Origin of the sequence: Pelagibius sp. Alg239-R121 (assembly GCF_947331435.1) — a bacterium.
Taxonomy (GTDB): domain Bacteria; phylum Pseudomonadota; class Alphaproteobacteria; order Kiloniellales; family Kiloniellaceae; genus Denitrobaculum.
Genome location: NZ_CAMZOF010000005.1, coordinates 485062 through 506800 on the forward strand (window position 1 = coordinate 485062; position 21739 = coordinate 506800).

At 57.2% G+C, this 21739-nt stretch carries 25 protein-coding genes; 21 read left to right on the top strand and 4 right to left on the bottom strand.

The features are described 5' to 3' along the window. Window positions 1-77 precede the first annotated feature (77 nt). Entirely contained in the window at window positions 78-455 is a 378-nt protein-coding gene (locus QMZ18_RS18565; protein WP_282607822.1) for a VOC family protein, read from the bottom strand. A 40-nt stretch (window positions 456-495) separates the two neighbouring features. Here QMZ18_RS18565 and QMZ18_RS37090 point away from each other — a divergent pair, with 40 nt between their 5' ends. Together QMZ18_RS37090 and QMZ18_RS18575 are read left to right on the top strand one after the other, a co-directional pair. After that, on the top strand, window positions 496-1035 hold the full coding sequence (locus QMZ18_RS37090; RefSeq protein ID WP_282607823.1) for a winged helix-turn-helix transcriptional regulator: 540 nt from the start codon (window positions 496-498) through the stop codon (window positions 1033-1035). A 227-nt stretch (window positions 1036-1262) separates the two neighbouring features. After that, window positions 1263-1748, top strand: a complete 486-nt coding sequence (locus QMZ18_RS18575; RefSeq protein WP_282607824.1) for a GNAT family N-acetyltransferase — start codon at window positions 1263-1265, stop codon at window positions 1746-1748. 269 nt (window positions 1749-2017) lie between these two features. Here the strand turns inward: QMZ18_RS18575 and QMZ18_RS18580 are convergent, their stop codons facing one another. Beyond that, window positions 2018-3226, bottom strand: coding sequence for a Xaa-Pro peptidase family protein (locus QMZ18_RS18580; RefSeq protein ID WP_282607825.1), 1209 nt, complete (start codon window positions 3224-3226; stop codon window positions 2018-2020). A 443-nt stretch (window positions 3227-3669) separates the two neighbouring features. Here QMZ18_RS18580 and QMZ18_RS18585 point away from each other — a divergent pair, with 443 nt between their 5' ends. Both QMZ18_RS18585 and QMZ18_RS18590 read left to right on the top strand, forming a co-directional pair. Next, entirely contained in the window at window positions 3670-4422 is a 753-nt protein-coding gene (locus QMZ18_RS18585; RefSeq protein WP_282607826.1) for a GNAT family N-acetyltransferase, read from the top strand. Window positions 4423-4534: 112 nt separating this feature from the next. Continuing rightward, window positions 4535-4708 carry a hypothetical protein gene (locus tag QMZ18_RS18590; protein ID WP_282607827.1) on the top strand — a complete coding sequence of 58 codons (174 nt, stop codon included), beginning with the start codon at window positions 4535-4537 and terminating at the stop codon, window positions 4706-4708. 199 nt (window positions 4709-4907) lie between these two features. On the opposite strand, the gene QMZ18_RS18595 is transcribed toward QMZ18_RS18590, so the two are convergent. Then, window positions 4908-5048, bottom strand: a complete 141-nt coding sequence (locus tag QMZ18_RS18595; protein WP_282607828.1) for a hypothetical protein — start codon at window positions 5046-5048, stop codon at window positions 4908-4910. A gap of 310 nt (window positions 5049-5358) precedes the next feature. On the opposite strand from QMZ18_RS18595, the gene QMZ18_RS18600 reads away from it, so the two are divergent. The 4 genes from QMZ18_RS18600 to QMZ18_RS18615 all read left to right on the top strand — a co-directional run bounded on the left by QMZ18_RS18600 (window position 5359) and on the right by QMZ18_RS18615 (window position 7883). Continuing rightward, entirely contained in the window at window positions 5359-5697 is a 339-nt protein-coding gene (locus QMZ18_RS18600) for a GFA family protein (protein WP_282607917.1), read from the top strand. A 236-nt stretch (window positions 5698-5933) separates the two neighbouring features. Next, the gene (locus QMZ18_RS18605) at window positions 5934-6167 is read left to right on the top strand and encodes a hypothetical protein (protein WP_282607829.1); all 234 of its coding nucleotides are present in this window, start codon (window positions 5934-5936) and stop codon (window positions 6165-6167) included. Beyond that, window positions 6131-6466, top strand: a complete 336-nt coding sequence (locus tag QMZ18_RS18610; protein WP_282607830.1) for a hypothetical protein — start codon at window positions 6131-6133, stop codon at window positions 6464-6466. Before QMZ18_RS18605 ends, QMZ18_RS18610 begins: the two co-directional genes overlap by 37 nt. Before the next feature lie 178 nt (window positions 6467-6644). Continuing rightward, window positions 6645-7883, top strand: a complete 1239-nt coding sequence (locus QMZ18_RS18615) for a PotD/PotF family extracellular solute-binding protein (protein WP_282607831.1) — start codon at window positions 6645-6647, stop codon at window positions 7881-7883. A 51-nt stretch (window positions 7884-7934) separates the two neighbouring features. On the opposite strand, the gene QMZ18_RS18620 is transcribed toward QMZ18_RS18615, so the two are convergent. Further along, window positions 7935-8954: a GntR family transcriptional regulator gene (locus QMZ18_RS18620; protein WP_282607832.1), complete on the bottom strand. Its 1020-nt coding sequence runs from the start codon at window positions 8952-8954 to the stop codon at window positions 7935-7937. Window positions 8955-9165: 211 nt separating this feature from the next. Here QMZ18_RS18620 and QMZ18_RS18625 point away from each other — a divergent pair, with 211 nt between their 5' ends. From QMZ18_RS18625 to QMZ18_RS18685, 13 genes are all read left to right on the top strand, one after another. Further along, complete coding sequence (locus QMZ18_RS18625; RefSeq protein ID WP_282607833.1) at window positions 9166-10272, top strand: ABC transporter ATP-binding protein; 1107 nt, start codon at window positions 9166-9168, stop codon at window positions 10270-10272. Next, window positions 10269-11168 (top strand): ABC transporter permease, encoded by a 900-nt coding sequence (locus QMZ18_RS18630; protein ID WP_282607834.1) that lies wholly within the window; start codon window positions 10269-10271, stop codon window positions 11166-11168. Before QMZ18_RS18625 ends, QMZ18_RS18630 begins: the two co-directional genes overlap by 4 nt. Before the next feature lie 13 nt (window positions 11169-11181). Further along, complete coding sequence (locus QMZ18_RS18635; RefSeq protein ID WP_282607835.1) at window positions 11182-12039, top strand: ABC transporter permease; 858 nt, start codon at window positions 11182-11184, stop codon at window positions 12037-12039. Continuing rightward, window positions 12036-12782, top strand: a complete 747-nt coding sequence (locus tag QMZ18_RS18640; RefSeq protein ID WP_282607836.1) for an SDR family NAD(P)-dependent oxidoreductase — start codon at window positions 12036-12038, stop codon at window positions 12780-12782. The genes QMZ18_RS18635 and QMZ18_RS18640 overlap by 4 nt, the downstream gene beginning before the upstream one ends. 12 nt (window positions 12783-12794) lie before the next feature. Then, window positions 12795-13562, top strand: a complete 768-nt coding sequence (locus QMZ18_RS18645; protein WP_282607837.1) for an SDR family NAD(P)-dependent oxidoreductase — start codon at window positions 12795-12797, stop codon at window positions 13560-13562. Between the two features lie 56 nt (window positions 13563-13618). Then, entirely contained in the window at window positions 13619-14833 is a 1215-nt protein-coding gene (locus tag QMZ18_RS18650) for a PotD/PotF family extracellular solute-binding protein (protein WP_282607838.1), read from the top strand. A gap of 93 nt (window positions 14834-14926) precedes the next feature. Continuing rightward, window positions 14927-16036, top strand: coding sequence for an ABC transporter ATP-binding protein (locus tag QMZ18_RS18655; RefSeq protein ID WP_282607839.1), 1110 nt, complete (start codon window positions 14927-14929; stop codon window positions 16034-16036). Between the two features lie 95 nt (window positions 16037-16131). Next, complete coding sequence (locus QMZ18_RS18660; protein WP_282607840.1) at window positions 16132-17010, top strand: polysaccharide deacetylase; 879 nt, start codon at window positions 16132-16134, stop codon at window positions 17008-17010. Between the two features lie 57 nt (window positions 17011-17067). Beyond that, on the top strand, window positions 17068-17391 hold the full coding sequence (locus tag QMZ18_RS18665; RefSeq protein WP_282607841.1) for a hypothetical protein: 324 nt from the start codon (window positions 17068-17070) through the stop codon (window positions 17389-17391). Continuing rightward, the gene (locus tag QMZ18_RS18670) at window positions 17388-18428 is read left to right on the top strand and encodes a GTP-binding protein (protein WP_282607842.1); all 1041 of its coding nucleotides are present in this window, start codon (window positions 17388-17390) and stop codon (window positions 18426-18428) included. The genes QMZ18_RS18665 and QMZ18_RS18670 overlap by 4 nt, the downstream gene beginning before the upstream one ends. A gap of 5 nt (window positions 18429-18433) precedes the next feature. Continuing rightward, window positions 18434-19339, top strand: a complete 906-nt coding sequence (locus QMZ18_RS18675; protein WP_282607843.1) for an AEC family transporter — start codon at window positions 18434-18436, stop codon at window positions 19337-19339. A 51-nt stretch (window positions 19340-19390) separates the two neighbouring features. Beyond that, a complete protein-coding gene (locus tag QMZ18_RS18680) occupies window positions 19391-20761 on the top strand; it encodes an amidase (RefSeq protein ID WP_282607844.1) in 1371 nt (456 codons plus the stop codon). A 212-nt stretch (window positions 20762-20973) separates the two neighbouring features. Next, on the top strand, window positions 20974-21600 hold the full coding sequence (locus tag QMZ18_RS18685) for a transglutaminase-like cysteine peptidase (protein ID WP_282607845.1): 627 nt from the start codon (window positions 20974-20976) through the stop codon (window positions 21598-21600). Window positions 21601-21739 lie beyond the last annotated feature (139 nt).

Consider the following 21739-nt stretch of genomic DNA (forward strand, 5'->3'; position numbering starts at 1 on the left):
CCGAACCGGTGCCTTGTCGGCTTGATGCCCATGTTTACCTTTTGTGGCAACATCGAACCGACAAACACGCCTGGACTTCAGCCAGCAGCAGACAGGTCTTGCGCAAGCATCAAAGCATTACCATCCGGATCATAAAACGTTGCGGTGCTTACCATGCCTTCGACGGTTTCTGTTGCGCCGTCAAATCTAACTCCCGCTGCTTCGAGGTCTAAACGTGCGGTGGCGATATCAGATACGCCGAAGACGGGAACCATGTTGCCCGGAGCTGGCTCCGCCTGTTCACCAAGACCCAAAGTCACGTTGTCTGTCTTGGTTTGGAGCTCGCTCCACCCCGCTTCATCGATGTGATGGAGAAGAGTGAAACCGAGCTTATCGCCATACCATTCAGCGCTAAGATGACGATCTCGAACCGACATCGCGATGGTGATGGTGTTATCCAAAGATACAATAGGCATAGCACTTTCCTGCTGACTAAAAATATATTAACTATACTTTATGGACATAGAAACACTTGTCAAGGTAACGTCACGCGCGTGGTCGCTGAACATATTGGCTCTAATGTATGCAGGAATAACGGGCAGACAGGCTCCGCTTCTGTCTGCTTCGCAGGCCAGCCGAACCGCATTCAGTGCAAGCTTAGTGCATTTGACCGATCTGGATTTGTTGGAGAGAAATCCCGGACATGGCCATCCATTGCGCCCCGAATACCGACTGACACCAAAAGGAGCAGAGATCGCAAAAATCGCGGGCAAAATAGCGGATGCCGTGCCCGGCTCTGCCGAAACTGCAATACTGCGACGATCTTGGACAATTCCCATTCTTGCTGTGACTGGAAGGCCCCGACACTTCACCGAAATAAAGTCCAAACTTTTGTCGGTGACAGATCGCGCGCTGTCGCAGTCTTTGTACCAACTTCACGATCGGGAGTGGCTTCGGCGCGATATAGACCTTTCGAAACGACCACTGCGACCGACCTATCAGGCGACCGACATCGGCGTCCGAATAAGCCGGGCTGTAGGCCTGGATGGCCGATAGGATCTCACAAGGTTATCATCGGCTTTGTCCCGCGCCGAAGTTGTCGGTGAGTTTTGCAACGAACTGCCCGAACGAACCCTATCAAGACTTTTTAATGCGCCGTCCATGACCCTGAGTCTCGCTCTTCAGCGGTTGGACCGCACGCTTGACTGCTGAACGTTTGTCTGACTGTTGTACGTGTGTTTGAGTGCATTGCGGATTCAATCATCACCGGAATTAGCACTGAATTGACCAACAAGACTGAACGCAAGCTTACCTTCGCGCGATTGCCGGACATTTCGCCTGACGAGATCATCGCGCATATGTCTGACGAGCGTGTTGCGGAGCACATGCCCCTTCTTACATTCAAGTGGGACCGCGACAGAGTTACCGAATTCGTTGCAGCTAAAGAAGAGTGTTGGCGCCGCGATGGCCTTGGCCATTGGGCGATCCTCTGTAACGACAGCTATGTCGGATGGGGAGGATTTCAGAAAGAAGGCGACGAGTGGGATTACGGGTTGGTGTTGAAGCCCAATTCCTTTGGACTTGGCAAGGCTATCTCTCGGAAGGCAATTGAGTTTGCCATAGCCGATGAGCGGATCCCCTTCGTGACATTCCTCTTGCCACCGTCGCGTAAAAATCTCGGAGGGCTTGCGAGGCTTGGAGCAAGATTTGTCGGAGAGATCGACTACGAGGGCGCCAAATTTCTGAAGTATCGCCTCGATACGGAATGACTGAATTATCCGCCTTTCTGTTCTTAGGTCCTGGCAGATCAATAGGGCCTGATTCTAGAGAGAGAACTGACAAGAACTGAAGACCTTTTACGTGCCAGCCCTTCGTTGTAAGGATTCAATTCGATCCAGCGCCGACTTCCGAAGTACTTTACTCGACTGTCCGATGTTCAATGCGGAACGGGACAGAATGCAAAGGCTGCCGTTGTGTCCGCCTGGTGCCAACTGGGATGGTACTTTGTAGCGGGCAAATAAGGTCATTGGGTATGGGTCTAGTTGCTCAGCCGTTCATCGAATGGGTAATCAATCAGCACTTCTCCACCGTCCCTGGTGACCAAGATTTGATCTTCCAGTTTTACTCCACATGGCCCACCGTCACGGCCAACATATGCTTCAAGACAGAGAACCATGTTCTCTTCGAGAAACTTGTCGTGTGGATTGTTTTCGTTCCAAGGTTGATAGATGACGGGGCCTTCATTCATCAATCCGGCACCATGAACGACACATTCATATGCCTGTGGTCTGAACGCTTCCGGCAAGGGAGGAATCATGCTTGCAAATTCAGCATAGGATCTTCCCGGCCTTACTGCTTGTCGCATTGCCAGCAGCTGTTCTTTGGCTAAGCTATAGCAACGGCGCTGTTCAGGCGTGGGCACGACGTCACCGCACAAAAACGTTCTCGACACATCGATCACATAACCTTCGTAGCCAGTGGCGTCAGTGTCCAGTGCTACCAGCTCGCCGACCTCAACTTTCTTATTTGTTGCTTCAGTCCCCCAAGGATTAGAGTTTTGGCCTGAAGAAACCAACCTTGTGAAAAGCGTAATTCCATCGCGTCTGATGAGTGCGTTCGTTAGAACCCCTAACAGGTCGATTTCGCGAACCCCCGGGGCGATTGCCAGCTCAAACTCAGCAAGCATATCTCTGCCGATTTCACCATTTACGCGAAACAAAGTTACTTCATCCTGAGTTTTAATTTCTCGCGCCGCATCTGTCAGAGGGCTTGCGCTGACCAGGTTCAATCCCGCTTTCTGTAACTCAAACAGCGCACTCTGATCCATTCTATCCACGGCAACAGTTTCAGTTCGATTTACGCCTAACTCCTTCAACGTGGAGAGGGTTTCATTCACAAACTGTCTGATAAGTTCTTTTCCGTGGTTCCCCTGATACTGCCACCAGAGTGCATTTCGAACATCGCTCACAACTTCTTTTGAGCGCTTAACAGCCGCATCCCATTCAAACAGTATCGGTTCGCCATGTGCAGCAACGATGCAATATCGCTCGGACGCCGCAAGACAGTGAACATCCATTACCGAGACGCCAGTCGCGTAGCGAATGTTTGCCGGAAGAAAGAATAGACATGCGGCGACACCCGCTTGTTGCATTTCCTTTTGAAGTCGATTTCTGCGTGCGGAAATCAACCGCGCGTTATCAACTTGGGACAGCAGTTCTTTCGCTCTTGCTGAAAACAGTTCGTTCATTAGGTTCCCTCCGACTGTCTCGCTTGATGCCTTACAAGACTGTCACGGGTAAAATCACCCCGATAGGGAATACAGGGGCGGCATATTGCCACCCTTACACTTCTCAATTATATGGCCGAGCCGATGATTTCATCGATGGCCCGAACCTGTAATGGCATGGTTCATTTCGTAAGAATGGATCTTTTGCCGGGCCATTCTCATCGCGCAGACTGCTACCCGCGTTACAGTGATTGGCGCCTGCCTGGACCCCCAAAAAGGGACCGGGTGCCAGTGTTGATGTAATGAACGCATAGAGTAGATCGAGGTGAGGCGGGTTCGCCCCGGGCGATCCGTCGTTTCGGTGACTCTACCCTAAACATATGATTGAGAGCGAGATCACCTGTTTTGGCGAAACCACAATGCGGTCCCCAAAAAAAGATGATCCGTTCAAGAGGAGTTGTGTCGTGACAAGGCCAACCGGTTATGAAGAGATCTATCCCCGCCCTCTGTCAGGCGCGCAGGTCGGCAGGCTCCCTCCCGCCCTGATTCCCAGCCGTGTTCCGCTGGCAGGCGACTATGTAACCTTGGAGCCGCTGGACCCAAGCCGGCATGCACGTGAGCTATACGAAGCCTCTCACGGCAATGATGACGCCTTGAAAATCTGGGACTATCTCACCTACGGTCCTTATCCCGACGTGGCGTCCCATCAAGCCGCGCTGCGTGCACAATCGGCGAGCTTCGATCCAGTCTTCTATGCCATCCGCTCGCACGGTTCGGGGAACGCCTGCGGGCAGGCCAGCTTTCTAGACATTAACGCCCAGAACGGTGTGACCGAGATCGGGCACATATGGTTCGGGCCGGAACTGCAACGCACGAGAGGCGCCACCGAAGCTTTGTACCTGATGCTTTGCAACGCCATGGACGATCAGGGTTATCGGCGGATGCAGTGGCGGTGCAATGCATTGAATGTAAAATCCCGAAATGCTGCCCGTCGCTTGGGCTTTCGTTTCGAAGGAATCTTCTACAACAACCTCATTTTTAAGGGCAAGAACCGCGACACCGCCTGGTACTCGATCCTCGACGACGAGTGGCCCGAAGTGCGTTCCAACATCGCCGCTTGGCTGGCCCCCGATAATTTTGACCACGACGGTAATCCGAAGTCGTCCTTGTCCGAAACCATGAAGCATCGCAGTCCTAGCACGCGCCGGATCAAGTAGGCAACACCCCGGTGCCTGTTGGTCTTTCAACCAAATTTGATAAGATAATCTACTTCGGGATAGGTCGATGATTGGGGAGATTACGTCAACACACCGGAGCGGAGATGCCGATATGAAAAGGTTCGATGAGATTCGTGGCTTGCTAATGAGCCTTGAAGGAGATTTTGAAAAGTTCTTTGAAAAGGAAGACAAAGCCACTGCTCGGCGCCTTGACGAAGGTCTTCAGAGAGTGTCGAAGATGGCGCAGGAAATCCGCACAGATATTCAAACAAGGATCAAAGCATAGGCCCTCGTTGCCGCGGATCGTCGCTGCAGGAACACAGCTGGATAGCAAAAGAAGATGGTGGGCAAATCGAGCGTAACTCAGTGCCTGCTCTCGTTTGGGAATATCTTTCCGCTTTGGTTCGCGCATGTAGGACACTGCGGAACTGATGCCGCTCCAGCCCCTCGTGCGCGAAACACAGCTTACCGGGTACCCAAACAGATCAGCTCTTCGCCGCCGTCTGGGGTTTCTGCGGGTTCGGTTGGTGAGGAATTTCGGGCAGGGACAATTTGTGTGTTTCCGACAGGAACATCTCGTGCCGCCTGGTATGATAGAGAACATCGAGCACCTGTATGCCACGCATCGATACTCCATGGCACTAAGTCAGAAATTGATCGTCAGCGGACAAGGTTCGAGTCGCTCAAACTGTCCATTATGCCCTGTACAGCGGTCACCTGATAGCTCTACAGAGAAAGGCAGATTCCATGCTGTCGGACGTCCGGTGAAATTACAATTTTAGCCTGGAGCGAGCCTATTTTTGACATTGAATCTCTTTATATGTTCTCATAATGTTCTCATGTGGAGAATCGCTTTTTGCCAGAGAGGATCGTTTGATGATTGGTGGTAGCTGCTGCTGTGGTGCGGTCAAATTCCAACTCTTGGCTGAACCGTCAATGATTGGGACCTGTCATTGTTCGAGGTGCCGCAAGGTCGGCGCGAGCACTATCGTATTCGTGAAGAAAGATGACCTGAAGTGGATTCAGGGACAGGATTACGTGCGGCTTTTCGAGCCGACGTCCCCTTATAAGTATGGCCGATGCTTCTGCAAGAACTGTGGTACTTCGCTTGGCGAGATATTGTCGGAAGCAGACAGCTTTCCAATTGCGGCAAATGCCCTCGATGGAGGACTCGATTTGAAGAACCAGTTCCATGAGTTTGTCGCCGAAAAGCCCTCATGGTACGAAATCTGTGACAATGCGAAGCAGTTCGATGGGCATCCGGTGTCCAGTTGACCTCTTTCCTGGAAAAATTCTGCCATTGCGAATTTATCCGCGTTTTCGTCAGTGATGAGCTATAGAACGAACTGCCGGACAGCGCCTATGTTGCCGGTTGCCTCGCCTGGTCTAAGTGACCGTGAAGCGCACACTGCTGACATCGCCATTTGCGGGGAAGACACGTGTAGTATCATTAATCAGGTGTCATTAATCAGGCATCATTGCTTTCACTCTGATCGGAACAATCAAGCATCGTGCTGGATGAAGAAGAACTATTACACAAGATGGTTGAGGCGACCGAGGAAGCCTTTACTGTATGTCTTGAAAGGTGCGGGAAAGAGAATGCTATAGCTTTTGCGATTTCTTCCGATGAAACAGCAATCACCTTTTCTCCAAGGGTTGCCACTCAATCCGGTATGGAAGATTTCAGAGAATTCGGTACGGATGAGGAATGCTGTTTAACCCTGATAACTGGGACGTCCAAGTAAACACAGATGCGTTGGATGCCATCCAAGATTCTATCCACGAGCTGTATGAAGTGAGTCAAGATGATGACAACGATGACAATTGGCATGAAGAGTATAGCAATCGCGTTTATCAGCTCGCAGTGCGCACCCTCGAAAAGTTGAAGCGAAATCTCTTCTTTTCGGGGAACTTTTATCTCAATGTCTGGGTCTCTGCTTCTGAAGTTCCGTATGCTAAAGCGGTGTCATGGTCTAAGCGGCTAAATGATCGAGATACTCACATGTCATTCGTGAAATGGCTGGATGCCAGCGGGCCAAGCTAAATGGAAAATTGCACCAAGCGAATGCTCCAGGCTCTGGAGACTGTGTTCTCTTGCATCGTGGCCTTGATGTCTTGACACTGATGGTTCCTGCGGTGCCGCTTTAAAGATGAAGGAAGGCCGTAACGATGTCTGAAACCGATCATTCCTGCTTTCCACAATGCGTCGGCGTGGCCGAAGCATGAGTGTCGAAACGGTGTCCGGGGGTAAATCCGTTTCAACCTCGAAACCGGCGCCCACATCGGCGCCCGCAGTGAGTGCCGGAAAGCCGGTGCTGCGCGTTCTTGGAACTTCGGTCACACAGATCGAACCTCTGCGGAAGGCGGCGCAAGAGGACCTTGGCATTGTCCTGGATTTCATCACTCTCGACGGCACTGAAGCACAGCGTCGTGGCGTCTTGGCGCCGCAGTCGTTTGATGTCTACGATCAATGGTTCCACGACATCGATCTGATTTGGCCGACCGGTTCGATTCAAGGAATCGACGTCAGCCGGATCGATCGCTGGGAGCAGATCAATGCCCTGCCGAAGACGGGCCGGCTCTCGCCGCACAATCGATCGGCGGGTGGTGGCGACCCTAGTAAGCGGCTCTACGTTCAACTCGATGGTTCTCTCGGCGATGCACCGTCGGATTTCATCTCCATGCTGCCGACGGTCCACAACGCCGACAGTTTTGCGGGGGTCGGTGCCGATCCCAAAGCACTGAGCAGCTGGGGCAGTCTGCTTGATCCGGAGTGGGCCGGCCGGGCCGTGCTGCAGAGTGATGCGGCGATCGGCAGTCTCGATATGCTGTTGGCCGCCCGCGCTCGTGGGGAATTTGATGCCGAGGATATCGGTAACCTGTCGCTTGAGGAAATTGCAGGGCTGACCGATCTGTTGCGGGGCTATCGCAAGCGTGGCCATTTCCGGCGCTACTGGGCCGACGAAGCCGAAGCAGTGGCGGCCATGCAGGAGCAGAAGCCCGTGATCGGCAGTCTCTGGTGGTCGGGAGTTATCAAACTTCGCGCGCGTGGCGTGCCTGTGGTCGTCGCCACGCCTGAAGAGGGGTATCGCGGTTGGTTCGGTGGCATGGCTCTTTCGGTGCATATCGAAGACCGCGTGCTTGATGCGGCCTACGAATACCTCAATTGGTGGCTCGATGGTTATGCGGGCGCGATGATGGCGCGCAACGGCGCCTATATGTCCAACCCCGAAGCGGTACGCCCCCATCTGTCTGCCAATGAATGGGCTTTTTGGTATGAAGGCAAACCGGCTCGTGACGCCATCACTGATCCGGATGGCTGCGAGATCTATGCGCCGGGTGACGCACGAGAGGGTGGTTCCTACAGCCAGCGCATGTCACGTATCGTGGTCTGGGATGCGGTGATGGATGAGCACAATTATCTGGTCCGGCGATGGGAACATGCCCTCTCCGGGCGCTGATTCTGCCAGACGCCAATTCTTCCAGTCACTGGTTCTCCCGGCCATAGAGTGTCAGGGCTCCCGCCATTTGAGATAAGACGGCAGGTCGGGTTGCGGGAAGACCGAGATCGCCATAAGTCGTTGGCGTGTGCGGTCGGCCGATAACCGCAGATGTTCCTCCAGTGCCTGCGCCGCCATCGGATAGGCGCCGCGCATGATGAATTCGAGAATGATCGCGTGTTCGCGCAGAGCGACCTGAAAGGGTTGGGCGCCGACGAAGGAGGCAAAGACGCGATTGACCACAAGCGCTAGCTGGCTCTGGTGCACCATACGCAGCAGGTGCGGATTGCGTGAACGGGCCAGCAGGCGAATATGGATGTCGGTCTCGAGCTCTTCCAATGCGTCTGCCTCAAGGTTCGGTCCTTGGGCCAGGGCCGCTTCGTGACGCTGCCACATGGCCTTGACCTCCCGCGGCGGCAACAGCGGCGCACTTTCGGCCAGTGCCAGAGGTTCGAGCTTTCCACGCACGGCGAAATAATGCGCGACCTCACGCGCCGTCAAGGGGCCGATGATCCAGTGGGACTGGCGGTTCTTCTGCACAAGACCCCGGTCCTGAAGGCGTGAAAGCAGCTCGCGCACGACCGTCCGGCTGACGTCGTAGTGATCCGCGACGCCTTGCTCGTTGACCCGGAACTGTCCAAAGGGCAGGGCGTGGATCAGCTTGGTTTCAAAGTCGCGGGCGATTCGCTCTGACGTCACCGGCATGGGGTGAATCGGTTCGTCCTCGGGCAGGCCGAACATCTCCCGAGTCAGGGGCGTGCGCGCCGGGGCCGTCCCCTCCGTGCCCCGGACCACAAAACCACGGCCGTCGAAGCGGGCCAAAAGGCCCCGTTCGAGCAAATCCCCCAACGCTGTCCTGACCGGTGTGCGGCTGGTGCCGAAGAGCCGCGCAATTGGCTCCTCAGTGAGCACCGTTCCGGCGGGGAGGCGACCGTTTTCGATCGCCGAGGCCATAAGACTTTCAATGGCCGCGTAACGGGGGGTTGCTTGATCAAGCTCAAAGGAAGAGCCGGTCGCGATGCTATCTGCCACGGTTATTTTATCAACCTTTAATATTGCATTTCGTGCACGAGGTACGTTTTTAATGTGTAATTTATAACTCATTTTGATAAAAAATCCAAGGAAAAACAGGGATTTCCAAGTTTTCTGATAATTAATAATTGACTCTTGAACACGAAAGACACAATCTTTGCCGCGTGACGCCGAGACGTCGCGCTTTCCCTCTATTTGGAGTCTGCTGACGATGATGGTGATGTCGGGTCTGGAGAAATCTTATGATGGCAGACCGGCGATCGCCGACTTTTCGCTCGACGTGCAGGACGATGAGTACCTGACGATTCTGGGTCCGTCCGGTTCGGGAAAATCGACACTGTTGCGTCTGATTGCGGGTCTGGATCGGCTCGATTCCGGTTCCATCACGCTGAACGGCGAGGCCATCACAGGAAAGCCCAGTCATTTGCGCGGGCTTGGGTTCGTGCAGCAGACCTATGCGCTCTTTCCCCACATGTCGGTGCGGGACAACGTGTCCTTCGGTTTGCGCTACCGTCTGGTCGATCCGGTACAGGACGAACACGAAGTGGCCAGACGCTGCGACGCGATGCTCGAACTTGTCGGGTTGAGCGGATTGGGCGATCGCATGGTCGGACAGATTTCCGGTGGTCAGAAGCAGCGCGTCTCTCTTGCGCGCACCCTCGTGACCGAACCGAAAATCTGCCTGCTCGATGAACCGCTGGGCGCGCTCGACGCCAATCTTCGCGAACGCATGACGATTGAGCTGCGCCACATCCGGGCAACGCTGGGCGTCACCTTCATGCATGTGACCGGTAACGAAGCCGAGGCGCTGACCATGGGTGACCGGCTAATCGTGTTGGATCAGGGCCGCGCCATTCAGGTAGACACGCCCGATCGCCTGTTCACACGTCCGGCAACGGTCGCGGTCGCGAAACTCGTCAACAACTACAACATCCTGCCTGGACGGGTCGAAGGCGGCGGCTTCCAACACGGCGATAGCCGTCTCGCTCTTCCCGAACCGGCGCAGGTGGCCGGTTACTATGTGATCCGTTTTGATCAGGTTGCGATCGGCGGGATCGGCGAGGAAATTGCGTCCGGCATGGCCTCGATGGAGGCGGCATTCATCGCCAGCGAATTCATGGGATCGCGCGTCATCTACTTCTTTCGCCGGCCGGACGGCGGGGTCTTCGAAGTCGAACGCCATTTGAGCCGCGACGATCCCGAGGATTACGCACAGGGCGAGACTTGCGCGCTTAGTTGGCCGCTGAGCCAGGTGCTTCTGTACGGCGGCGATGGACGGCTGCTCGATATGCCCGCTGCCGAGGGGAGACTGCAATGAGCGCGGTTGCCGAACGACAGATCAAGAGCGACGCTCATAAAGAGAGTTTCTGGCGCCGTAACGGTCAGTATTTGCTGCTGGCACCAGGTGTTTTCTGGATGCTGCTGTTCCTGGTCGTGCCCTTGATCATGATGGTCTACGTCAGCTTCTGGACCCAGACGACCTTTGCCATCAATTCGGAGTTGACCACGAAATCCTGGGTGACTTTCTTCGCTTCGGAAACCTACTTCGGTGCTTTGATTCGTACGCTCCGGATCTGGTTGATCGTGCTCGCACTGACGTTTGTTATCGGCTATCCGACAGCGCTCTTCATCGGTCAGTTCGTGCGCAACAAGACGGTGCAGACCGCTTTGCTTGTCACCTGCGTTATTCCCTTCTGGACGTCGTTTCTGATCCGGGTTCTCGCCTGGCGGCCGATGCTCGGCAAGGAGGGAGCGATCAATATCGTTCTGCAGAAATTCGGCCTGATCGCTGAGCCGATCGAGGTGCTGCTGTTCACCGAACTTTCGGTCGTGATCGGCATGCTGCAGATCTACGTCGTCTTCATGGTGGGGCCGATCGCATTCATGCTGGCCCGCATCGACGAGAGTCTGCTCGAGGCGGCCCGCGATCTCGGCGCGGATGCCTTCACGATTTTCCGCAAAATCATTTTTCCCTTGAGCCTGCCGGGCGTTGTGGTCGGAGCGATCTTTGTCTCGGTCATGGTACTGGGCGAGTTTGCGACCTCCGCCGCCCTATCCGGACGCAAGGTCAACCTGCTCGGCAATATCATCGTCACCCAGGTCGGTTCTCTGAAATGGGCTTTTGCCGCGGTGATTGGTGTGGTCCTGACCGCGGTGATGGCCATCGTGATTACCGGACTGCTGCGGGTGGTCAACCTGCGCAAGGAGCTGTGATGAGGAGCGTCTCATGTATCATCTGATCAGACTCCGCTGGGGCCTCGCCTTTTACACCGGCCTCTTCATCGCTTTCCTCTATGGACCTTTCGTGGTCATGGGGCTGATCAGCTTTCAGCAGGGACCGGAAGGCGGACCGCAGTTCCCGATCATCGAGTGGTCGACCTTTTGGTATCAGCATGTGATCGGCATCGCACCGGTGTCGCGTGTCGCACCCCTGCCGATCGGCGAAGCCCTGTTCCGTTCGCTCTCGTTGGCCTTTGCGACCATGGTCGTCTCCACCGTGTTGGGAACGCTGACCGCGCAGGCTTTCCGTTCAAAGTTCAAAGGCTCGGGCTTCGTCTTCTACCTGGTCGTGCTGGGAATGATGGTGCCGGGTGTGCTGCTCGGGCTGGGCATGGCGCTGGTTGCAGACCAGATGGATGTCGCGCGTACCTGGTGGGGCACGGCGTTTCTGCTGCATGTGGTCTACACTTATCCCTTCGCGTTCCTGGTCATGCTGGCGATCTTCAACCGCTTTGACAAATCGGTTGAAGAAGCCGCCTGGATGCTGGGCGTGCCGCCGGGCCGGACTTTCCGGAAAGTGACCTTTCCAATGATCTTTCCGGGTGTGCTGTCGGCAATGCTCTTTGCCTTTACCCTTAGCTATGACGAATTTCCGCGCACGCTTTTCACCGGCGGGTCCGAAGTCACCATGCCGATCGCCATCTACGGCACCTTCGCGGTGGAAATTCACCCGAACCTCTTTGCCTTCGGCGTGCTGACGACGCTCTTCTCCTTTGCACTTCTGACGGTCTACGGCGTGCTGATGGGCATGTCGACCCGCCGCTCCCGGTTGCGCACTTCCGGTATCCAGGAGGATGTGGCATGAGCCGGCTGAACGAACACTGCGCCATTGTCACCGGTGCCGGCGCGGGGATTGGGCGGGCCATCGCCCAGCGGCTTGCCTCCGAGGGTGCGAAAGTCGTTGTCAATGACCTCTCACTCCAGGCCGCGGAAGAGACTGTGGCGGTGATTGCGCGTGCCGGCGGGCAGGCGCATGCAGTTCGCGGCGATGTTTCGGATCAGGCGGATGTCGAACGTGCCTTCGGCTTCTGTGAAAAACACTGGGGCAACTGCAGTCTTCTTGTCAACAACGCGGGGATCGTACAGCAGACCCGATTCGCCGACATGGAGGTTGCCGATTGGGACCGGATGATCGCCGTGCATCTTCGGGGCTGCTTTCTGGGTTGCCGCCGCGCGGTCGGTCCGATGCGCGAAAGGGGCAGCGGCGTCATCATCAACATCGCTTCGCAACTGGGTCAGATCGGCGGCGTAGAGCTGGTCCATTACTCGGCGGCCAAAGCCGGAATGATCGGTTTGACCAAAGCCTTGGCGCGCGAGGTCAGCAGCGAAGGCGTTCGGGTGAATGCGGTGGCGCCCGGGCCTATCAACACCGAACTGGTTATGGCGCTGTCGGATAGCTGGCGCGCGGCGAAAGCGTCCGAACTGCCGCTCGGGCGTTTCGGAGAGCCGGAAGACGTCGCGGCAACGGTGGCCTTCCTCGCATCGGAAGATGCCAGGATCTACGTGGGGCAGGTGCTCGGGCCCAACTCTGGCGACGTGATGCTGTGAAGGGAAGGCTGTATGTCACAACTGATTGAAAAAACCGTTTTGATCACCGGCGCCGGCATCGGCATCGGCCGGTCGACCGCCAAGGCTTTTGCCAGGGCGGGGTATCGGGTGATCGTGACCGACGTCCTGAAAGACGCGGGCGCGGCCCTTGCCGGTGAGATCGAAAGCGAAGGCGGGGCGGCGGAGTTTCATTCCCTCGATGTGACCTCGACTGATCAAACCAATGCTCTGGTTGCCACCGTCGAAGACCGCCATGGCGCACTGGATTGCGTGGTCGCGAACGCGGGCATCGCCATCAAGGTGCCGCTTGAGGAACTCACGGACGAGCGCTGGGATGAGACCTTCGACGTGGATCTGAAAGGCATGATCCGGATCGTACGTGCGGCTGCACCGAAGATGCGCGCTGCCGGTAAAGGCTCGATCGTCTGCCTGTCGTCGATTATGGGGGTCGCCTACGGCTGGGATGAGCATGTGCATTACTCGGCGGCAAAATCGGGCGTCGTCGGACTGGTGCGTGGTCTCGCCGTCGAACTCGCCGCCTCCGGCGTGCGCGTGAACGGTGTTGCTCCGGGATACATCCGGACTGCACAGGCACTCTCTAAAGAAAATTCGCTTGGGCCCGAAGGCCTGGAAGCCGCGGCGGACTTTATTCCAATGGGCCGCGTCGGCGAACCCGAAGATATCGCGGACGTCATTCTGTTCCTTGCCTCCACTGCGGCCCGCTACATGACCGGGCAGGTCGTCACTGTCGACGGGGGATTGTTGGTCGGCCGCTACTAGGTCGGCTTTGTGCGTAAACAAAGAAAACAAACCATGAGACGAAAGGGAGAGGTTCCATGAATAGCTTTACAATGAATCGGCGCCGGTTTCTGTCGAACGCCGGGGCATTAGGCTCCGCCACCGCACTTATGCATCCGTCGTTGTCCTGGGCCGCGGGCGGTATTGGCAGCCAGGACCTGCGGACCGTCGGTCTGTCGGTGACCGTACAAGAACGTATTTTGAACGACTTCAAGGCGAAGTCGGGCGTGGGCTCGGTGAACGGCAAGGCCGATATTTTTCCGAACACCCAGACCGAGCTGCTGTCGGGCTCCAATGCCTACGACTGCTGGGAGATCATTGGCGAACGCCTGCCGGCCATGACGGCAACCAAGACCATTGCGCCCATTGCGACCTCCGATCTTTCCAACTGGGGCAAGATCCGATCGACCTTCACCGACGCCGACCCCAAGATGGAACCGCGGGCGCAGATCTCCGGCCAGATTTGGGCGGACGATGCCAAGACCCAGCTCTGGATGGTACCGACGGTCTACAATTTCGATTCCATCGGCTACCGCCCGGATCTGGTAAGTGCGGAAGAAGCCAACACCTGGACTGCGCTGTTCGATCCTAAGTTCAAGGGTAAGACCGGTCTGAACGTCGATCCGCTGATCGCCTTCGGACAGGCCATCCTGGCCATGAACTCGCTCGGGTTGCTGAACGTACCGAACCCGGGCAATCCGAACATAGAGGAAATCGACGAAGCGGCGAAGTTCCTGATCGCGAAAAAGAAGGAAGGCCAGTTCCGCGCGCTCTGGGGTGACTTCGGCGAACTGGTCAATCTGCTGGCCTCCGGCGAGATGATCCTGGCCGATGCTTGGCAGCCGGCTGTTATGGCGGTGAAGGCCCAGGGCATCGAATGCTCCTACGCCGTGCCGAAGGAAGGCTATCGCGCCTGGTCCATCGGTATTTCACTGATCGCGAATTCTTCCAACGCGGATGCGGTGAAGGCCTATGCCGACTACTGGCTGTCGGGTCCGCCTGCGGTCATCGTGTCGGAGCAGGGTTACTACTCACCGACCACCAACATCGAGACGGCCATGCCAGCCGAGAAGTATGCTTTCTGGTATGAAGGCAAACCCTGGATCGGTGCCACCGAGCGCGGCATCAAGGAAGGCGATCTGCGTGACGGCGGCTCGCTGGCGGAGCGCGCGAAGCACGTGTCCTACTGGCACCAGTGGCCGGACGAGTACGACCACCTGATCATGCGTTGGGACGAATTCCTGAGCGCCTGATACCTGACCAATACCCTGGTCCCTGACTAAACACTGGGAGGGAACGATCCCTGGTCCCTCCCAGCCTTTTTTCAGCAAGAAATGAAGTCGTTGATGAGCCAGCACGATCTGGAACTGAAAAAGCTGCGCAAAGTCTATCCCGGCGGCACGGTTGCCGTAGAGGCTTTCGACCTGCAGGTGGAACGGGGAGAGTTCATCTCCTTCGTTGGCCCCTCGGGCTGCGGCAAAACCACGACCCTGCGCATGATCGCGGGTCTGGAGGATATTTCCGGGGGCAGCCTGCTCATTCGTGGTAAGGATTTTACCAAGGTGCCGACAGAGCGGCGGCCGACCTCGACTATCTTTCAGAACTACGCGATTTTTCCCCATATGACCGTGCGGGAGAATATCGAGTTCGGCCTGACCGTCCGCAAGGTCGCCGCGGACGAGAAGAAACGCCGGGTTGATGCGATCATCGAAAAGCTCCAACTCGGCGATGTAGCCGGTGCCAAGGAAGGGGCGCTGTCCGGTGGGCAAAAGCAACGCCTGGCGCTGGCGCGCGGTTTAATAACGGAACCGGACATCCTGCTGTTGGATGAGCCGTTGGGCGCGCTGGATGCGAACCTGCGGAAGTCCATTCAGGAAGAACTCAAACTGCTGCAGCGTTCGCTCAACATCACTTTTATTTTCGTAACGCATGCCCAGTCCGAAGCGCTCTCGATGGGGGACCGGGTGGTGGTGATGAACACGGGGCGCGTGGAGCAGATCTCCGCACCCTTTGAACTCTACACCCGACCCAAGTCGCCCTTTGTGGCCCGCTTCATCGGCCGCAATCAGATGATTGACGGTACGCTGGACGAAGTCCACGACGGGCGGGCCAGCGTGGCGACGCGCTTTGGTGTTCTCTCGGGTGTGCCGTCTTTTGAGCGCACCGATTCAGCGAGCGGCGCAAACGCCATGATCGTCGTGCCGTCAGAATACGTCGAGATCTTCGCCGCGGGTGCTTCGGCCTCGGACGAGCTGCGCGACCGGGTGAGCGGCGTGGCCACGGCGATCGATAAAGCCGGACAGGTTGTCTACGTCACCGTAGAGCTCGACAGCACGCTTAGTGTTCGTCTGGAAAGCCACATGGAAAACATCGCCGGTCGCGGTATCGAGCCGGGTAGCAGCGTCGATCTCCGCTGGCGGCCCGAGCGCGCCACGGTCGTGCTGGGCGGGTCTTAGGACGGGCTGGGCTCTTTAACTGACGGTACATTTAACCACGCAGTTCTTCACATAAGGGCCGCCCCGCGGCCCGCCAACAAGAGGAGACTTAGAGTATGGCTAAGGAAATCAAGTGCGCGTTTGGCGTCGATGTGGATGCCGTCGGCGGCTGGCTCGGATCTTATGGCGGTGAAGACAGCCCCTGCGATATTTCACGCGGCCTCTTTTCCGGCGAGGTGGGTTCGATGCGGATCCTCAAGCTCTTCGAGCGCTGGGGCATCAAGTCGACCTGGTTCATTCCCGGTCATTCGATCGAGACCTTCCCTGAGCAGATGAAGGCAGTGGCCGAGGCCGGCCACGAAATCGGTATGCATGGCTACAGCCATGAAAACCCGATTGCCATGACGCCGGAGCAGGAAGAGGCGGTGATGGACAAATCCATCACGCTGATCGAGGATCTCTGTGGGCGTCGGCCCACCGGCTATGTTGCGCCTTGGTGGGAGTTCTCGCCGGTGTCCAACGAGCTGCTGCTGAAGAAGGGCATCAAGTACGATCACTCCCTGATGCACAATGACTTCTCGCCCTATTACGTGCGAGTCGGCGACAGCTGGACCAAGATTGACTACACGAAGAAAGCTGAGGAGTGGATGAAGCCGCTGGTGCGCGGTCAGGAAACCGACTTGATCGAAATCCCGGCTTCCTGGTATCTGGATGACCTGCCGCCGATGATGTTCATGAAGGCGGCCCCGAACAGCCATGGTTTTGTCAACCCGCGTCATCTGGAAGAGATGTGGCGCGATCAGTTCGACTGGGTTTACCGGGAGATGGACTATGCGGTCGTGACCTTCACGATCCACCCTGACGTATCCGGAAAACCGCAGGTGTTGCTGATGCTGGAGCGGCTTTACAATCACATTATCAGCCATCCGGGCGTGTCCTTCACGACCTTCGACGCTATCGCGGACGACTTCGCCAAGCGTAATCCGCGCAGCTAAAATCCAATCGGGCGGGGCGTTATCTGCGGTCCGCCCAACGTTTTTCCGGAGAGCAACATGTGCGGCCTGTGCGGTCTGCTCGGCATCGTCCATTGGACCGAAACCTCGGCGCATCCCGACGCCTTTACCGGCGCGGCACGGCGCACCATTCGTGCCGAACGCCTGCAGCGGACCCGGATCGTCAATGCGGCTCTGGCACCGCTGCGTATGAAGGTCGGCGATTTTCAGGCCTCGGCCTATGTTCTTTCCTCGCCGACCGGTCGGCAGGAGATCGTCGACGACATCCAGTCGGTCTGGGGCGCAGCGGAAAAACTGCGCGGCGTTGCGGTCGATCCCTTGGATCCCAATTATCTCGCGGCGCTGGATCGGATCGGGCGATGATTCCGGTTAACATCGTCACCGGCTTTTTGGGCTCGGGTAAGACCACGCTGCTGCGTGAGATCCTGCAGCGGCCGGATTTTTCCGACACTGCGGTGATCGTCAACGAGTTCGGCGAGATCGGGCTCGACCATATCTTGCTGGAGGAGGTGGAGGAGGGTGTTCTGCTGCTTGAAAGCGGCTGCATCTGCTGCACCATCCGCTCCGATCTGCAGGAAACCATTCGTGGATTGCAAGAAAAGGCGGCCAAAGGGGTGATCGCACCCTTCCGCCGGATCGTGATCGAGACCACAGGGCTTGCGGATCCGGCGCCGATTGTCTCGACCATCGCGGCGGAACCGGTGATCCGCAATCACTTCCGCAACGCCAACATCATCTGCACCCTGGACGCCGTGAACGGACTGGCGACGCTGGCGCAGCAACCGGAGGCAACCAAGCAGCTTGCAGTTGCCGATCGCATTCTGATCACCAAGACCGATATGGCCGATGAAGCGGCGGTCGATGCGCTCGAAACCCGTGTGGACGCGATAAACGCAATTGCCGTGCGGGGTCGTTCGACAGGTGCGGATTTCGAGGCACAGCTTCTGTTTGCCGAAGACATTGGTGATGCAGGTTGGCGGTCCACCGAGATCGTCCGTTGGCTCCAGGACGATGCTACCAAGTCCCACGAGTCAGCTCATGATCATCATCATTCCCATGGTCACACAGCTTCCGTACATTCCTTCACGGTCAGCTATCCGCGCCCCATCGACTGGACGGCCTTCGGCGTCTGGTTGACCGCGCTGCTTCATGCCCACGGCGAACGTATCCTGCGGGTTAAAGGCATCCTGAATGTGCGTGAGAGCGAGACACCTGTCGTGATTCAAGGTGTGCAGCATGTGGTGCATCCGCCTATGCATCTGGGGGCCTGGCCGGACGACGGGCGGGATTCGCGGATTGTTTTCATCGTTCGGGACATCGATGAAACAGCAATCCGGAGGTCTCTGATCGCGTTTCTGGAGATGGCAGCACGTTTGACGGATGAAGCCCTTGCGGTCTAACCAGGGTGCTTGAAGCCTTTTTGACAGATGTGGCGCCGGTTGCCGCGGTGGGAGTCGTCGGCTGGCTCTTCGGCCGGGCAGGCCTCTTTAATGGCGAAGATGCACGCTCGATCAACCGTTTCGTCTTCTTCGTCGCGTTGCCCGTGCTCCTGTTCCGACTGTTGGCAGAGGCGCCGCGCGAGGCTTTCGACGCCCTGCTTGCCGGCGGTTACCTTGCCAGCGAATTCCTGCTCTATTTCTTAGGCTTCGCCGTTGCCCGCTGGGGCTTTCGCCGGGAGCTGCGCGAATCCCTGTTACTGGGGATGGCCTCAGCTTTCGTCAACCATGTCTTTTTCGTCCTTCCGGTCGCGCTCAATGCCTATGGCGCAGATGCGGGTCCGCCGATTCTGACCATCGTTGCGGTCGATTCCGTCGTGCTTTACGCCGGCACCATTCTGATGATGGACTGGCTTAGCGCCCAGAACGTGGCACCGCTGCGCGTGATCGGACAGACCCTAAAAAATCCCCATGTGATCGGCATTGCCCTGGGGATTGCGGTCAATCTGTCGGGACTGTCTATGCCCGAGGGGCTCGGCGTCTTTGCAGACTTCGTGGGATCGGCGGCTTCACCGGCGGCGCTTTTCGCGATCGGATTGGTGCTCAGTGCCCGCGGCGGCGGTGTCGGAACGGCCGTGGCCTGGGCGATCGCCGGTCTGAAGATTGTTGTTCATCCTGCCATCGCCTGGGCCGTCTTTTCATTTCTCGCGCTGCCGGTCGCCGCCATTGATCCGGCTCTGTTGGTTGCCGCCGGACCCTGCGGTGCGCTCGCTTTTGTCATCGCTCTGCATTATGAAGTTCCCGTCGACGCCATTGCGCGGGCAATTCTGATATCCACTGTCGGTTCGCTCGTCGGATTATCCGTTCTGATTTAACGCCCACTAAACTTAATCTTCGACTGACTAAATGCCTGGAGGTTTTCTGCCATGACTGATCTTGCCGTTTTGTCCCGCTGCACCGCTTCTGAAATAGGCCGTGCGCTGGCTGCGGGAGAGGCTAATCCGGTCGCGCTGGCCGAACATCTTTTGCAGAAGATCGAGGCTGCCAGCGACAGCAACGTCTTTCTGCGGATTACGAGGGAACGCGCGATCGCTGAGGCCCGGGCCAGCGAAGCGCGGTTGACGGCAGGTCGGCCGCTTTCCGCGCTGGATGGTGTGCCGCTCGCCTGGAAGGACCTCTTCGACATAGCGGGCGAGGTGACCACGGCGGCATCGGACATTTATCGCGACGCACCGCCTGCACAAAGAGATGCCCCCTGCGTTGCCAATGTGACGGCGGCCGGCATGGTCGCCTTGGGCAAAGTCAATTTAACTGAGTTCGCCTATTCCGGCATCGGCCTAAATCCGCATTTCGGCACTCCGGCCAATCCGCACAGCCCGTCGGTGCCGCGTGCGCCTGGCGGATCTTCTTCCGGCTCCGGTGTTTCGGTTGCGGCCGGGCTGGCACCCTGCGCGATTGGCACCGATACAGGTGGTTCGGTCCGGATTCCGTCGTCCTTCAACGGACTGGTCGGTTACAAATCGAGCGAGGGTTGGATTGACGGCGCGGGTGTCTTCGCGCTATCGCGCACGCTGGATACGGTCGGGCCCCTGGCGCGTTCGGTCGAGGATTGTGTGTCGCTCGATGCGGCCTTGCGGGGACTGCGACGGTCGCCTGTTCAGCACCGGTCCGCCGAGGGGCTCAGTCTCTTTGTGCCTGAGACCATCGTGCTCGACGACCTCGATCCGGCGGTGGCCGAAAATTTCGAGGCCAGTCTAAGGACACTCGAAGCGGCGGGTGTAAGAGTCACGCGCGGTCCTCTGGATATCTTCTCCAAGGCGGCTGAACTGGCGGCTGAGTTCGGGTCAATCACCGCGGCCGACGCTTATGTCGAGCATCGCGCGCTGGTGGAGTCCAACCAAGTAAGCCGTATCGACCGCCGGGTCGTTGCGCGCATTATGGGCGGGAAGGGGATGTCGGCGGCAGATATGATTTCCCTACAGCGGGCGCGTGCGGACCTGATCCGTGAGCTTGCCGCCCGCATGGGCGACAGTCTGATCGCCATGCCGACGACAGCTATCACGGCCCCCGAGATTGCGCCACTGGAAGCCGATGACGATCTCTTCCATCGGATTAACCTCAAGGCGCTTCGCAATACCATGCTCGGCAACTTTTTGAATCTGCCCGGGCTTGCCTTGCCGAATGGGTGCGATGCCGAGGGTATGCCGACGAGTTTTCTCTTGAACGGCCTGGCTGGGACCGATGAGCGTCTGCTGGGTTACGGACTGGACGTGGAACGGGTGTTCAATGGCGGGTAGGACTAAATTGTGGAAATAGCGGCCTTCGTGCCGGTCCAAAGAACGCTGATAGTGTTGAAGTAAATATGGTTAATCTTCATTCACTATAATAAATAAACAAATATTCACGACGATTTCGGAAGATGCCTCGTTGAAATGGCGAGGTATGCCTTGTGGTATTTGTAAATCACTCAAGCATTATTCACCGCTCATTGGGTGTAGTGATCGGTTTAATGCTGTTGGGCCAAGTAGGCTCGGTCTCAACTGTTTATGCGTCTTACGGTGACGCATTTCCAGAAGGGCGCTTTATTCGAACGGAACGCTTTCCGGCCTATTCGAAGTGGCTGCAGGTCATGGAGAAAGACTGGGCACGGGACGCGACGGATGAGGCCACCTGCGCGCGTAACCTCGGAAGACCCTGCCGCCTGTTGAACTGGTCCCGGTTTGTCGAATCTCTTCGCAAAGAGGATCCGGCCGAGCAGTTGCGCTCAATCAACAGCTACATAAATCAAACCCGTTTCATTGAAGACCGGGACAACTGGGGCGCCAAGGACTACTGGGCCGCGCCGGCGGAATTTCTCACCAGAGGCGGAGACTGCGAGGACTACGCGATCTCGAAATACCTGTCGCTGCGCCAGCTTGGAATTCCTGCCGAGCAGCTTCGTGTCGTTGTGCTCGAGGACAAGCGCCGCAGGGTCGCCCATGCGGTGCTGGTGGTCGAATTAGGTGAGGAGAGTCTGGTTCTGGATAACCTGAGCGACCGCGTGGTTTCCTGGTCCGAGGTCGGGCATTACCGGCCGCTCTATTCTCTCAACGAGCAATCTGCCTGGCTGCATGTCAAAGTAAGAGACAGGCTTTAGGTCGTGGCTCATTGGCTCGCCCGGCAGCGAGCCGTCGCCTTGTTGAAAGGGGTCAACGATAGCGACGGCGCTCTTCGCTGCGGTAATGCCAGGCGGCGAAGGTCATGAACTCCTCCTGCCGACGCCCGCGGAATGACCC

What these genes read in the sequence shown, in the direction of transcription:
- QMZ18_RS18680 (WP_282607844.1), top strand. Translation starts at nt 19,391, where the DNA reads ATGACTGATCTTGCCGTTTTGTCCCGCTGCACCGCTTCTGAAATAGGC.
- QMZ18_RS18655 (WP_282607839.1), top strand. Translation starts at nt 14,927, where the DNA reads ATGAGCCAGCACGATCTGGAACTGAAAAAGCTGCGCAAAGTCTATCCC.
- QMZ18_RS18645 (WP_282607837.1), top strand. Translation starts at nt 12,795, where the DNA reads ATGTCACAACTGATTGAAAAAACCGTTTTGATCACCGGCGCCGGCATC.
- QMZ18_RS18565 (WP_282607822.1), bottom strand. Translation starts at nt 455, where the DNA reads ATGCCTATTGTATCTTTGGATAACACCATCACCATCGCGATGTCGGTT.
- QMZ18_RS37090 (WP_282607823.1), top strand. Translation starts at nt 496, where the DNA reads ATGGACATAGAAACACTTGTCAAGGTAACGTCACGCGCGTGGTCGCTG.
- QMZ18_RS18600 (WP_282607917.1), top strand. Translation starts at nt 5,359, where the DNA reads ATGATTGGGACCTGTCATTGTTCGAGGTGCCGCAAGGTCGGCGCGAGC.
- QMZ18_RS18590 (WP_282607827.1), top strand. Translation starts at nt 4,535, where the DNA reads ATGAAAAGGTTCGATGAGATTCGTGGCTTGCTAATGAGCCTTGAAGGA.
- QMZ18_RS18615 (WP_282607831.1), top strand. Translation starts at nt 6,645, where the DNA reads ATGAGTGTCGAAACGGTGTCCGGGGGTAAATCCGTTTCAACCTCGAAA.
- QMZ18_RS18595 (WP_282607828.1), bottom strand. Translation starts at nt 5,048, where the DNA reads ATGCGTGGCATACAGGTGCTCGATGTTCTCTATCATACCAGGCGGCAC.
- QMZ18_RS18625 (WP_282607833.1), top strand. Translation starts at nt 9,166, where the DNA reads ATGATGGTGATGTCGGGTCTGGAGAAATCTTATGATGGCAGACCGGCG.
- QMZ18_RS18580 (WP_282607825.1), bottom strand. Translation starts at nt 3,226, where the DNA reads ATGAACGAACTGTTTTCAGCAAGAGCGAAAGAACTGCTGTCCCAAGTT.
- QMZ18_RS18665 (WP_282607841.1), top strand. Translation starts at nt 17,068, where the DNA reads ATGTGCGGCCTGTGCGGTCTGCTCGGCATCGTCCATTGGACCGAAACC.
- QMZ18_RS18630 (WP_282607834.1), top strand. Translation starts at nt 10,269, where the DNA reads ATGAGCGCGGTTGCCGAACGACAGATCAAGAGCGACGCTCATAAAGAG.
- QMZ18_RS18635 (WP_282607835.1), top strand. Translation starts at nt 11,182, where the DNA reads ATGTATCATCTGATCAGACTCCGCTGGGGCCTCGCCTTTTACACCGGC.
- QMZ18_RS18640 (WP_282607836.1), top strand. Translation starts at nt 12,036, where the DNA reads ATGAGCCGGCTGAACGAACACTGCGCCATTGTCACCGGTGCCGGCGCG.
- QMZ18_RS18660 (WP_282607840.1), top strand. Translation starts at nt 16,132, where the DNA reads ATGGCTAAGGAAATCAAGTGCGCGTTTGGCGTCGATGTGGATGCCGTC.
- QMZ18_RS18610 (WP_282607830.1), top strand. Translation starts at nt 6,131, where the DNA reads ATGCTGTTTAACCCTGATAACTGGGACGTCCAAGTAAACACAGATGCG.
- QMZ18_RS18650 (WP_282607838.1), top strand. Translation starts at nt 13,619, where the DNA reads ATGAATAGCTTTACAATGAATCGGCGCCGGTTTCTGTCGAACGCCGGG.
- QMZ18_RS18685 (WP_282607845.1), top strand. Translation starts at nt 20,974, where the DNA reads ATGCTGTTGGGCCAAGTAGGCTCGGTCTCAACTGTTTATGCGTCTTAC.
- QMZ18_RS18670 (WP_282607842.1), top strand. Translation starts at nt 17,388, where the DNA reads ATGATTCCGGTTAACATCGTCACCGGCTTTTTGGGCTCGGGTAAGACC.